Origin of the sequence: Actinoplanes sp. L3-i22, from assembly GCF_019704555.1 — a bacterium.
GTDB lineage: Bacteria > Actinomycetota > Actinomycetes > Mycobacteriales > Micromonosporaceae > Actinoplanes.
The window spans coordinates 6,855,291-6,868,168 of the sequence record NZ_AP024745.1; the positions used below are offsets into that span (position 1 = coordinate 6,855,291).

General features: G+C 74.4%; 8 protein-coding genes. 2 read left to right on the forward strand and 6 right to left on the reverse strand.

Annotation, left to right across the window (positions count from 1 at the left end; translation table 11 throughout):
* Positions 1–16: 16 nt before the first annotated feature.
* The 6 genes from L3i22_RS30895 to L3i22_RS30920 form a co-directional block, all read right to left on the reverse strand.
* Positions 17–1,222, reverse strand: a complete 1,206-nt coding sequence (locus tag L3i22_RS30895; protein ID WP_221321026.1) for a DUF6745 domain-containing protein — start codon at positions 1,220–1,222, stop codon at positions 17–19.
* A 10-nt stretch (positions 1,223–1,232) separates the two neighbouring features.
* Positions 1,233–1,550 (reverse strand): hypothetical protein, encoded by a 318-nt coding sequence (locus tag L3i22_RS30900; RefSeq protein WP_221321027.1) that lies wholly within the window; start codon positions 1,548–1,550, stop codon positions 1,233–1,235.
* A gap of 38 nt (positions 1,551–1,588) precedes the next feature.
* Positions 1,589–3,430: an NAD-binding protein gene (locus tag L3i22_RS30905; protein WP_221321028.1), complete on the reverse strand. Its 1,842-nt coding sequence runs from the start codon at positions 3,428–3,430 to the stop codon at positions 1,589–1,591.
* 86 nt (positions 3,431–3,516) lie between these two features.
* Positions 3,517–6,621: a GH92 family glycosyl hydrolase gene (locus L3i22_RS30910; protein WP_221321029.1), complete on the reverse strand. Its 3,105-nt coding sequence runs from the start codon at positions 6,619–6,621 to the stop codon at positions 3,517–3,519.
* A 574-nt stretch (positions 6,622–7,195) separates the two neighbouring features.
* Positions 7,196–7,855 carry a response regulator transcription factor gene (locus tag L3i22_RS30915; protein ID WP_221321030.1) on the reverse strand — a complete coding sequence of 220 codons (660 nt, stop codon included), beginning with the start codon at positions 7,853–7,855 and terminating at the stop codon, positions 7,196–7,198.
* Positions 7,828–9,399, reverse strand: coding sequence for a sensor histidine kinase (locus L3i22_RS30920; protein ID WP_255657293.1), 1,572 nt, complete (start codon positions 9,397–9,399; stop codon positions 7,828–7,830). Before L3i22_RS30920 ends, L3i22_RS30915 begins: the two co-directional genes overlap by 28 nt.
* A 132-nt stretch (positions 9,400–9,531) precedes the next feature.
* On the opposite strand from L3i22_RS30920, the gene L3i22_RS30925 reads away from it, so the two are divergent.
* The gene (locus L3i22_RS30925) at positions 9,532–10,269 is read left to right on the forward strand and encodes an ABC transporter ATP-binding protein (protein WP_221321031.1); all 738 of its coding nucleotides are present in this window, start codon (positions 9,532–9,534) and stop codon (positions 10,267–10,269) included.
* The gene (locus tag L3i22_RS30930) at positions 10,263–12,821 is read left to right on the forward strand and encodes an ABC transporter permease (protein ID WP_221321032.1); all 2,559 of its coding nucleotides are present in this window, start codon (positions 10,263–10,265) and stop codon (positions 12,819–12,821) included. The genes L3i22_RS30925 and L3i22_RS30930 overlap by 7 nt, the downstream gene beginning before the upstream one ends.
* The last annotated feature ends 57 nt before the right edge of the window (positions 12,822–12,878 follow it).

A 12,878-nucleotide genomic window follows, 5' to 3' on the forward strand; every position in this document is an offset into this window, starting at 1 on the left:
GTGCCCATCGCCGGGCTCAGGTCTGGATCATCGGCCGATACTCCTCCTCGGTCAGTCCGAAGGTCCAGGCCACGCCCGCCCGGGCAGTCCTGGTCTGCGGCGGCACGCGCAGCCAGTACACGCGGCTGGTCCCGTCCGGCTCCGGGGTCGCGTTGACCACCTCGACCATCACCAGCGGCTCGTCACCCGGCAGGTCGAGCCACCACAGCGTGCCGGCCTCGTCCGAGCCGCGCCGCTGGGCGCCGGCGTCCCGCAGGTACCGCTCGTACCCGAAATGCTCCAGCATGACCCGGCGGAGCTCGGCGTTCTCCTCCTGCTGGATGCGTTCCACGGTCAGCGCCGGCAGCTCGGCGGCCAGGCTCACCGGGATCGGCATGCCCCGCCACGCCCACAGGCCGTAGCCGTCGGCGAACTCCAGCGCGGCGCCCTCCCCGCGGTGCAGCCGGCCCACGTTGTCCCGGGCCAGCAGCCGGGGGCGCTCGGTCAGCACGGCGACCCGCTCGTTCGCCCACCACCAGCCGGCGTGCCGGGCGACCTCGGCGAGCCCGGTCAGCCCGTCGGTCAGGCCGGCCTCGGGGCACAGCCGGTCGGCGGCCTCGAACGTGCTCAGCCAGGTGCCGTCGTGCTGCCCGTAGATCGCGTCGAGCACCGGCCGCCGCGCCGCCCGGCCGGCCTCGTGCGGCAGATCGGCGACCAGGTCGTCCCCGAGGCGGAGCCGGAGCCGGCCGGCCACCAGGTCCATCACCAGCGCCCAGGACCGCCGGCCGGCCGCCGCGCTGAGCTGGGCCCAACCGTCCGCGCCGAGCGCCGCCACGGCGGCCTTCCGGGCGGCCGCCCACGGCTCGGTCCGCACCCGCCGACGCACCGACGAGCCGGCCGTCTCCCCCGGCGCCCAGCCCTGGGCCCGCAGCTCACCGGCCACCGAGGCGAACCAGTCCGGCGTTCGATCGGCCGGACCGGGCGAAGGGTCCCCGGGCAGCAGGGCCACCGCCGCCGGCGCGGCCGACAGCTCACCGGAGAGCAGGGCCACCGCCACCGCCCCGGCCCGCGGCGACCCCAGCCAGTAGATCCGCGACGGGCCGGGCAGACCGGCCAGCCGATAGGCCTCCCGCACCCCCGCCTCGGCCGCCGCCCGATCCCCCGGCCCGGTCTCGACGGCCGCGGCCAGCCACTGGTCCTCGACGGCCGCGGCCATCGCCTCCTGCTCGTGGGTCAGTCGCATGCCCGCCCCCTCAGTCCGCGACCGGACGGAACGAGCCCGGCACGTATTCCCGCTGGCGAACCACCCGGTAGTCGCCGGACGGCAGCGGGATCGGCCCGTGCTCCTCGTGCGAGACCCGGGCGTGCTGCGGCACCGCGAGGAACATCAGCTCCGGATCGTCGAGGTCGGCGAGCAACTGCACGCCCGGCCCGCCGACCACGTGCGCGTGCCCGGTGGCCTCGCCGCGCGCCAGGACCATCCGGCCGCGCCGGTCACGGGGAAGCGGCGCGCAGGCGGGCAGCTCGCCCCGCGCCACCGGAATGATCAGCACATCGCCCTGCCGGTACATCGGCCCTCCTGAGAAGCTCGGCTTCAGTCAGGAGGAACCTATCCACCGGGTACGACATTTTCCCGGGCCGCCGACGCCCCGGGGCGGACATTTTCCGGGACCTCCGCCGGCAACCCGACCGTCGACAGCGCGTCCCGCCGCAGCACCTGCAGCAACTCCTCGTACGGCCCGATCAGATACGCCTGGTCCCCGGCCGCGAACCGGGTGTCCCGGCGCGGCGGGTGCTCGAACACCCCGAGCCCGCTGCCCCGCCGGATCGCCACCACCCGGGTCCGCGCCGACAGGTCCTGCATGGCCAGGCCGTCCAGCCCGCCGCCGGGCGCCACCGTCAACCGTCCCACCAGCATCAGCTGCGACCCGACGTAGAAGGTGGCCAGCACGTCCAGGCCGAGCGCCGCCCCGACGAACCAGGGCGCGGCCAGCGCCGCCGTCGACCGGGTGACCCCCAGGCTCAGGGTGTGCTCGACGGTGTCCGCGAGCGTCCGGTCGAACAGGCGCAGCACCACCGGGACCGCGCCCCACCGCTCCCCCAGCCGGTCCTTCACCGCCAGCCCGGTCTCCAGGTTCACCAGGTCGTCGCTGGTCAGCACGGCGACCGCGCGGGCCGAGCCGATCTGCACCCGGTCCAGGGTCCGGGCCAGCGTCGCGTCCGCGATGATCACCGGGACGCCGCTGTCGCGCACCTGGTCGACGTACCGGTTGTTCTCGTCCGACTCGATCACGACCACCTCGGTGCCGGCCGCGCGCAGCCGTTCCACGACGCGCGCGCCGACCGAGCCGATCCCGATCACGATCACGTGGTCGGTGAGCCGGTCGAGGAGCCGGTTCCCGAGCGCCTCCTGGATCTTGATCGAGACGAGCACGTTGGTGAGCAGGGCGATGAACATCGCCGCGAAGCAGGCGCCGATCACCATCAGGCCGATGGCGAAGATCCGCAGCCAGGGCCGCTGATAGCGGAAGTTGTAGTCGCCGTAGCCGACCGTGGCGATCGACTCGACCGAGAAGTAGAGCGCGTCGAGCGGGGTCATCCGGGTGCCGTCCGGCTCCCGGTAGCCGAACTGCAGCACGGTGACCGAGATGTTGAGCAGCGTGACCAGCGCGATCAACGCGTACGCGATCCGTCTGTCCAGCGCGCGCACGACGGACCCGGCCATGTGCACCCACCGTGCCCACCGCCCGGGCTCGGCGTCAGCCGGCCCCTCCCTGGTGTCGACCACGCGCGCCTCGGCCAGCTCCTCCGGGGTGCCCAGCAGCGTGACCTGGTCGCCGGCCCGCACCGGATGGTCGCGGCCGGGACAGATCACCACCTCGCCACCGTCGGCCGGGCTGACCGCGAGCGGTGCGAGCGACCCGTACCGCGCCCGCAGCGTCCCGGACTGATCGGCGGTGACCCGCGCCGCGACGAACGGCTGCCCGTCCAGGTCCAGCTCGTGCGTGCCGGTCCGCAGGCATGCCTCGACGACCGACGGTGCGGAGAGGCCGGCGACGTCGAGCACGCTCACCTGGATCGCCGACAGTGCCCGGCCGACCGCCGGGTTCCGCAGCTGGACCACCACCCGGACGTCGGCCCGCAGCTCCCGCATCAGCAGCGCGGCCTCGAGCGTGTGCAGGTCGTCGGCGAGCACGCAGATCACCGCGACCGCGCCGGGCAGGCCGGCCTCGTCCAGGGTCTCCTGCAGGCGCGGGCTGCCGACCACGACCGGCACGCCCCAGCCGCGGACCACCCGGACCAGGCGCGGGTCGGCGATGTCCTCGACCACGACGACCCGGACGCCGGCGTGGTAGAGCTGCTCGACGGTCCGCAGGCCGACGTCGTCGAGTCCGCACACGATGATGTGCCCGCGCCAGTCCCGGGTGGGTGCGGCGTCGGCGGGGGCCATGGGTCTCACGTTAGCGGCGCGGCCGCGAACGCAGGCCGGACCGGGAAAACACCCGGTCCGGCCAAAACCAAACAATCCGAAAAGAATCAGCCGCGTACGTCGAATTCGTAGATCCGGGCCGCGGTGTTGCCGTCGTTCGCCGGAGTGACGATGTTCAGCCGGACGTAGCGCGCGTCCGCGTCGATCGTCGTCGTGGTGCTGTCGGCGGTGTTGCCACGCACCGTCGCCCGGGTCGTCCAGGTCGTGCCGTCGGTGGAGGTGAGCAGGTCGAAGTCCCGGGTGTTCCAGGACGGGTACTCCCCGCCCGCGCCGGCGTGCCGGATCACCACCGAGCCGACGTGCTTGGTGGCGCCGAGGTCGGTCTGCAGCCACTTGGTCGCGCCGCCCGAGCACCACTTGTCGTTCCAGCCGCCGAGCCAGCTGCCGTTGACCGCCTTGTCGGCGCTCTCGTTCGCGCCGCAGATCGAGTCGGCACTGGCCGGCTGACGCAGCGCCAGGTCGGCTGCCGCGCTGCTCGATCCGTACACCTCGAGCTCGTAGATTCTCGCGGCGGCGGAGCCGTCGTTGGTCGGCGTGGTGACGTCCAGGCGGACGTAACGCGCGGTCCGGGCCGGGATCGGGGCGTAGGTACGGCTGGCCCGCGCCCCGCTCACCGTCACGGCGGTCGACCAGTTCGCGTTGTCGGTGCTGGTCGCGATCGTGAACGCGCCGGTGTTCCAGTTGGTCGGCTCACCGCCGAGGCCGGCGTGCTTGAGTACGAACGAGGACACGTTCTGCGCGGATCCCAGGTCCACGGTCAGGGTGCGCGGCGTCCCCGTCGTACACCATTTGCTGTTGTCTTTGAGAATGTTGTCGACGGCCTTGGCCGGCGCCTCCGCCGTGCCGCAGGCCGCGGCGCCGCCGGTGACGGCCTTGCCGAGCGCCAGGTTCGGCCCGAGGTCGGGCTCGGCCGGCGGCTGCTGCGCGCCGTCGCCGAAGCTCGGCGGCACGTCGCCGGCCGCGGTGCCCCAGGTGCCGCTGGGCGAGGAACCCATCGTGTACGCGATCGTCGCGCCCCCGCCGATCTGCGGGTAGCGGATCCAGCTGTGGCTGGTCGCCGTCCCGTTGACCGAAAGTGACTGCACGTACCGGTTGGTCGCGCTGCCCCCGGTGACGGTGATGTTCCCGCCCGGCCGCTGGATCAGCGCCTGCGGGAAGAGGCCACCGTGCACGGCGAGGGTGTCGGCGCCGGGCGTGACCGGGTAGAGGCCGAGCGCCGACCAGACGTACCAGGCACTGGTCGCGCCGAGGTCGTCGTTGCCGGGCAGGCCGCCGGCGCCGGTGGTGAACGACTCGCTCATCACCCGGCGGACCGCGTCCGAGGCGCCGGCCGGCTTGCGGGCGAAGTTGTACGCCCACGGCACGCCGTGCTCGGGCTCGTTGCCGACGTAGAAGTACGGCCGGGACAGACCGCCGTTGAGCTCGGTGAAGTGGTGGTCGAGGCGCTGCACGGCGGTGGCCGGCCCGCCCATCAGGGTGACCAGCGCGCCCAGGTTGTGCGGCACCATCCAGGTGTACTGGGCGGCGTTGCCCTCGACGTACGGGTTCTCGGTCGCCGGGTTCAGCGGCCAGGCGTAGGAGCCGTCGCTGTTGCGGGTGTGGATGTAGGACGACTCGCCGTTGAACAGGCTGCGCCAGTACTGCGAGTGGGTCGCGTAGGTGTCGTAGGCCGCCGTGTCGCCGACCGCCTTGGCGAACTGGCTGATCGCGAAGTCACTGGACGCGTACTCCAGCGTCTCCGACGGGTTGCCCGGGATGAAGTGACCGCTTTCGTACGTGGCACGGTTGCCGCGCAACACGTACCCCTGGGTGCTTCCGCCGGAGGCGCTCTTCTTCATCAGCGTCAGGGCCGCCGCCGTGTCGAAGTCGCGGACGCCGAACGCGTAGGCGCTGGCCACCACGATCGGCCCGGGGTCGCCGGGCATCACGAAGTCCTCGATGGTCTGGTGCGACCACTTCGGCAGCAGGCCGCCCTGCTGGCCGTCGAGCACCATCGACTTCACGATGTCGGTCATCACGTCCGGCGCGATCAGCGCGGTCAGCGACGCCCACGACCGGTAGATGTCCCAGCCCGAATAGTTCTGGTAGACCGGATGCGCCGCCGTGTGCACCGCGCCGTCGAAGCCCATGTACTGCCCGTTGGTGTCGCTGGAGATGTTCGGGTTCATCAGCACGTGATAGAGCGCGGTGTAGAACTTCTGCAGATCCGTGCTTCCACCCCCGGTCACCTGGATGCGGTTAAGAGCGGAATTCCAAGACCCAAGGGCATTTGCCCGTACGGTCGGAAAGGCGCCCGCCTCCGCGGTGGCGTTGTTCTGGGCGTTGGCCACGCTGACGAACGAGATCCCGATCGTCGCGTTGACCACCGCGTTCGACGTGGTGTCGAAGGTGACGTAGGCGCCGGCCTGGTTCCCGCTCACGCTGGTCCCGCCGGCGGTGACGGTCCCGCCGTTGAACGTGCCGACGCCGGTGGGCGTGCGGTCGAACAGGATCGAGTAGTACATCTTGAACGTGCGGCCGCCGCAGAAGCCGCCCGCGGTGTGCTCGCCCCAGACCCGGTTGCCGCTGATGTTCACGTTGCCGGCCCGGTCGCCGGTGGCCGACCGGGAGGCGTTGATCAGCACGCGCGCGGTGGTCGACGCGGGGTAGGTGAGCCGCAGCGCGCCGGTGCGGGTGGTGGCGCTGAGCTCGGCGTCGACGCCGTACTTGTCGAGCCGGTTCTTGTAGTAGCCGGGCGCGGCCGTCTCGTTGGTCTTGGTGTAGCCGCTGGCGTAGGAGGTCCAGGCGCTGCCCGGCGACGAGCCGAGGTTCCCGGTGATCGGCAGGATCGGGATGTCCTCGTTGTTCGGACAGCCGGCGCCGTTGAAGTGGGTCAGGCTGAACGACTCGATGGTCCGGTCCCGGTCGCGGTAACCCGAGGGCGAGCCGGTCGGGGTGTCCGGGCTGAACTGCACCATCCCGAACGGCACGGTGGCGCCGGGGAAGGTGCTGCCGCCGGCGCCGCCGCCGACCGGGTTCGGGGAGTTGCTGTCGTCGGTGCCGACGAACGGGTTGACGTAGCCGGTGAGGTCGAGATCGGCGGCCTGGGCCGCCTGTGGGATCGAAAAGGCCGCGGCGGCGAGGAGGACCGCGGTGGCGAGGGCACGGAGCATTGGTGCCGTCCCTTCGGACGTGACATGGGAATGACAGCGTTGTCATCGGCCACCATCGATGTCAATATCCAGCCACGGTTCCGGAACCACCCAACAGCCTTCGCCCCCGACCACACGGACCACCCCGACGCCCGCACAGACCCAGCCCAGCCGAGCTCACACCGCCCGGCCCAGCCCAGCCCAGCTCACACCGCGCAGCCCGGCCCGGCCCAGCTCACACCGCGCAGCCCGGCCCAGCCCAGCTCACACCGCGCAGCCCGGCCCAGCCCAGCTCACACCGCGCGGCCCAGCCCGGCGCAGCCCAGCCCGGCGCAGCCCAGCCCGGCGCAGCCCAGCCCGGCGCGGCGCGGCGCGAGCGGCCCGGCGCGGGGCGGCGCGGGGCGGGGCGGCGCGGGGCGGGGCGGGGCGGCGCGGGGCGGGGCGGCGCGGGGCGGGGCGGGGCGGGGCGGCGCGGGGCAGGGCGGGGCGGCGCGGCGCCAGCGGGCGGCGCGGCGCCAGCGCAGCGCGAGCGGCCCAGCCCAGCCCAGCCCGGCGCTGGGCAGCGCGAGCGGCGCGGGGCGGCGCTGCGCCGGGGCTACGCGCGGAGGAACGTCAGGACGGCGAGCACCCGGCGATGGGTCTCGTCGTCCGGCGGGAGTCCCAGCTTCTGCAGGATGTTGCGGATGTGCTTGGCCACCGAAGCCTCCGCGACGGTCAAGGCCGCGGCGATGGCCGCGTTCGACCGGCCCTCCGCCACCAGCGCCAGCACCTCCCGCTCCCGGACGGTCAGCGCGTCGAGCGGATCCCGGCGCCGCCGCAGCATCTGCCGCACCACCTCGGGATCGATGACCGTCCCGCCGTCCACCACCCGGCGCAGCGCGTCGACGAACTCGGTCACGTGCCCGATCCGGTCCTTGAGCAGGTAGCCGACGTGGGTACCGTCACCGGCGTTCAACAGCTCCGTCGCATACCGGGTCTCGACGTACTGACTCAGCACGAGCACCGGCAACCCAGGCCGCTCGCGGCGCAGGTCCAGCGCGGCCCGCAGTCCTTCGTCCCGGAAGCCCGGCGGCATCCGGACATCGGTGACCACCACGTCGGGCTCGTGCGCGGCGACCGCCGCCCGCAGGCCGTCCGGGTCGGACACCGCGGCCACCACCTCGTGACCGAATCGGGCCAGCAGCCCGACGAGCCCGTCACGGAGCAGGACGCTGTCCTCGGCGAGGACTACGCGGAATCCGGGAGCGGCTGACAAGGAATCTCCACGACAAGACGGGTGGGTCCACCGGCCGGACTGGACAGCGACAGTCTGCCACCGACAACCGAGACCCGATCGGCCAGTCCGATCAGGCCGGTGCCAGCGCCGGCGCCGGCCCCGACACCCGCGCCGCCCACGGCACCCACGCTCGCCCCGCCACCCACGCCTCTCTCATCGCCCACGCCGGCCACGGCACCCACGCTCGCCCAGACACCCACGCCTCCCTCATCGCCCGCGCCACCAGCGACGCCCACGCCTCCCTCATCGCCCACGCCACCAACGACACCCGTGCCTCCCTCGTCGCCCACGCCAACCCCATTGCCCCTACCGGCCCTGATGCCCCCTTTCCTCGCGCCGCGTGCGACGCCTGCAATGGCCGTGTCGGCGCCGATGCCCGCGCCGCCACGGCCGTCGTCGGCGATCTCGATGGTCAGGACGCCGCCGGCGTGACCGCCACTGATCTCGCCCCGGTCGGCGCCGGAGTGCTTCGCCACGTTCGCCAGCGCCTCGGAGACCACGAAATACGCCGCGGACTCCACCGCCGGCGGGAACCGCCCGGCGACCGCGAACGTGACGTCGATCCGGACCGCGGACCGGGCCGCCAGGTCGGTCACCGCCGCCTCCAGCCCGAAATCGGTCAGCAACGGCGGATGGATGCCCCGGATCAGCTCGCGCAGCTGCACCAGCGCCGCCCCGGCCTCGTCCTGCGCCCGGGCCAGCTGATCGGCGAGCGGCCCGGCCGGCGCGTCCAGCCGGGCCAGCCCGAGCATCACCGTGAGCGCGACCAGCCGCTGCTGGGCGCCGTCGTGCAGGTCCCGCTCGATCCGGCCGCGCTCGGCCTCGAACGCGTCGACCAGGCGCACCCGCGACCGGGCCAGCTCGACGACCTGATGATCCGGCTGCCCGCCGGCCGGGGTGAGGATCGCCCGGGCCAGCGCGCCGCGCACCCCGGCGAGCAGGCCGATCCCGTACGCACAGGCGACCAGGGCGAGCAGGCCGGCCGCGGACGCCGCGAAGGCCTGCGGCCAGGAGGTCACCGCAACCGTCTTCAGCACCCGCACCTGCTCGCCGTCGCCGAGCGTGCCGAACAGCACCGGCGTGGCGAGCAGCGCCACCGGCACGGTCCCGCCGAGGAGCACCGCGAGCAGGTCGACCGGCCAGAGCAGGACCATCAGCAGCGTGACGAAGCCCAGCTCCCGCCAGGTGCCCGGCTCGGTGTACCGGGTGCGCAGCCAGGAGGCCAGGCCGGCCCGCGGCGGGACACGGTGCCCGGACGGGAGCGGCCGATCGTCGATCAGCCGCTGGAACCGGCGCTCCAGCCCGGCCGCCGGAACCCCGATCAGGACCAGGGCGGCCAGCAGCGGCACGCCGACCACCAGCACCGCGAGCAGCCCGCCGACCGCGAACAGCGGAACCGCGACGAGCAGCGCCAGCAGGCCGGCGACGCCGTTCGCCAGGAGATAGAGCGCGGCTCGCAGCGGCCACCAGGACGCGGCGAACCGCGGCCGGGACAGGGCCTGCCAGACGTTCCGCGAGTTCATCCGCACACCGTAGGGCCGCCGCCGGGCCGTTCTCCACCCCGCTGGGGTTACCCCGGAGGTAGTCCTGGCGTTACCAGGAAGACTCCACCTGGCGGGGTCGTGGCCGGCGCCGCGGTCCGCCACGGTGGACCGATGACCAGCGACGCCATCCGGCTGCGCCGCGTCGTCCGGACCTTCGGGACCGGCGACGCGGCGGTGACCGCCCTGCACGAGCTCTCCCTGTCCTTCACCGCGGGCAGCTTCACCGCTGTCATGGGGCCGTCCGGCTCCGGCAAGTCGACGCTGCTGCAGTGCGCCGCCGGGCTGGACCGGCCGACGTCCGGCTCGGTGCTGCTCGGCGACACCGAGCTGACCACGCTCGGGGAGAACCGGCTGACCCGGCTGCGGCGCGACCGGATCGGGTTCGTCTTCCAGTCCTACAACCTGCTCCCCGCGCTGACCGCCGAGCAGAACGTGGCCCTGCCGCTGCGGCTGGCCGGCCGCCGCCCGGCGCGGGCCGACGTGCACGACGCGCTGGCCCGGGTCGGGCTGACCGGCCGGGCCGGCCATCGCCCGAGCGAGCTCTCCGGCGGCCAGCAGCAGCGGGTCGCGATCGCCCGCGCGCTGATCACCCGTCCGGAGGTGCTCTTCGCCGACGAGCCGACCGGCGCGCTCGACTCGGCGGCCGGCCGGGACGTGCTGCGGATGCTGCGCGGCCTGGCCGACGACGCCGGGCAGACCGTCGTCATGGTCACCCACGATCCGGTCGCCGCCGCCCGGGCCGACCGGGTGGTCTTCCTGGCCGACGGGCGCCTCGACGGCGCCCTGGACGCCCCGACCGCCGAGGCGGTCGCCGCCCGGATGACCCGGATGGAGGCGACGCCGTGCTGACCGTCACGCTCAGCGGCCTGCGGGCCCGGTGGGCGACCCTGGTCGGCGCCTTCGTCGCGCTCGGTCTCGGCGTCGCCCTGTGCGCCACGATGGGCCTGACCCTGGCCGCCACCCTGCACGCCCCGGGTCAGCGCCCCGAGCGGCTGGCCGGCGCGCCGGTCGTGGTCCGCGGCGCGGACGAGTTGCGGGTGCCGACCCGCCACGGCGAGCGCGTCCAGCCGCTCGCCCGGCCCGGCGCGGTGCCGCCCGGCCTCGTCGCCGAGCTGGCCCGGATCGGTCCGGTCATCGCCGACCGGTCGTTCCCGGTGACCACCGCCGACCCGGCCGGGCACCCCTCGCCGGTCACCGACGGCTCGTCCCCGGCCAAGGCCGCCGACCCGGCCGGGCACCCCTCGCCGGTCACCGACGGCTCGTCCCCGGCCAAGGCCGATGACCCGGTCGCCGGCAGTTCGTTCCCGGCGGACGCCGGCGACCTGGTCGGGCATTCCTGGTCGGTCGCCGCTCTCGGCGATCGTCGCCTCGTCGCCGGGCGGGCGCCGCGCGGGCCGGCCGAGATCGTGCTGGCCGCCGATCCCGCCCAGGTCGGCCGGGTTCTCCCGGTGCGCACTCCGGCCGGGCAGCGCGACTACACCGTGTCCGGGGTGCTGGCGCCGGTGGCGTACGAACGCGCCGTGTTCTTCGCCGACGACGCGGCCGCCGCGATCGCGCCGCGGATCGACAACCTCGCGGTGTGGGCCACGCCGGACGCCGTCCGCGCGGTGGCCGGCGGTTCCCCCGGCGTGCGGGTGCTGACCGGGGACGACCGGCGGCGGGCCGACCCGGAGCCGGATCGGGACCGGGATGCGCTGGTCGCGATGAACGCGCTGGTCGGTACCGCGGGCGGGGTCGCCGTGTTCGTCTCGGTGTTCGTGGTCGCGTCCACGTTCGCGTTCGCCGTCGCGCAGCGGCGCCGCGAGATCGGCCTGCTGCGCACCGCGGGCGCGACGCCACGACAGGTCCGGGCGACGCTGCTCGCCGAGGCCGTCGTGGTCGGCGTGCTGGCCTCGGCGGCCGGGTGCACGCTGGGTGCCCGCGGCGCGCCGTGGCTGGCCCGGCTGCTGGTCGGCGAGGGGCTGGCGCCCGCCTGGTTCACCATCGGTGACCAGCACTGGCCCTACCACGTGGCGTTCTGGACCGGCCTGGCGGTCGCGCTGGCCGGCGCTGTCGCCGCGACGGTCCGGGCCGGGCGGGTCCGGCCGGTCGAGGGGCTGCGCGAGGCGGCCGTCGACGCCACCGCGCGGACGCCCGGCCGATGGCTCCTCGGCGGCGGGCTGCTCGCGGGCGGCCTGGGCCTGCTCGCCTGGCGGCTGCTGACCGATCCCGGGGAGGCGCTGCACCGCAAGACCTACACCACCCAGCCGATGCTGCTGATCATCGCGGCCGCGCTGCTCGCGCCGATCGTGATCGGCCCGCTGACCCGCCTGGTCGCCGGCTGGCCCGGCGCCGTCGGCCTGCTCGTCCGGGCGAACGCGCGGGCGGGCTCCCGGCGGGCCGCGGCGGTCGCGGCACCGGTGCTGGTGACGGTCGCGCTCGGCGGTTCGCTGCTCGGCACGACGGCGACGATCCAGGCGGGCAAAGCGGCGGAGGCCCGCGCGCAGACCGTCGCGGACCTGATCGTGGACGGTTCCGGGATCGACGAGCGCACCACGGCCGCGATCCGGGACGTTCCCGGCGCCCAGGTGATGACCAGCTCGGCGACCGCGGTCTACACCGTCGAGGAGGGCGTCGCGCTGACCCGGTCACCGGCCGAGGCCGTCGATCCCGGGACGCTGGGCGCGGTCCGCCGGCTGCCGGTCACCGCGGGCCGCCTCGAGGACCTCGACGACGGCGGCATCGTGGTCACCGAGGAGTGGGCCGAGCACACGGTCGGCCGGACGGTCCGGGTGTGGCTGGGCGACGGCACCCCGCGCTCGTTGCGGATCGTGGCCGTCCTGGCGACCGGCACCGGCAGCAACGGCGCGTATGTGACCAGGCACAACGCGGGTGGCTCCGTACCAAATGGTCTTTCGATCTCATGGCGGCCCGGAGCGGACCGCGTCGCCGGCGCGGCCGCGGTCCGGGCCCTGACGGAGCCCACCGGGGCGCGGGTCCGGACCCGGGACCAGTGGCTGGCGGACCATGCGCCGACCGGCAGCCGGCAGACCCGGGCGGGCTACCTCGTGGTGCTCGGCATCGCGCTGACCTACACCGGGATCGCGGTGGCGAACACCATGCTGATGGCGATGTCGGACCGGTCGCGGGAGCTGGCCGTGCTGCGCCTGGCCGGGGCGACCCGGCGGCAGGTGGTGCTGCTGGTCGCGGCCGAGGCGACGACCCTCGTGCTGGCCGGGTCGATCCTGGGTGTGATCGTGGCCGGGACGAGTCTGCTCGGGATCTGGGGCGCGCTGACCGTCCTCTCGGTGCCCGCGACGATCATCCTGCCCTGGGCGACCCTCGGCCTGACGGTGGCCGCCTGCACCGCCGTGGCGGTGACGGCGGCGGTGCTGCCCACCCTCGGCCTGGTGCGGCGATGAGCCCCGCGATGCCCGTCCCGGTGATCACCGGCGAAAGCACCGGCTCCGGACCTCGGC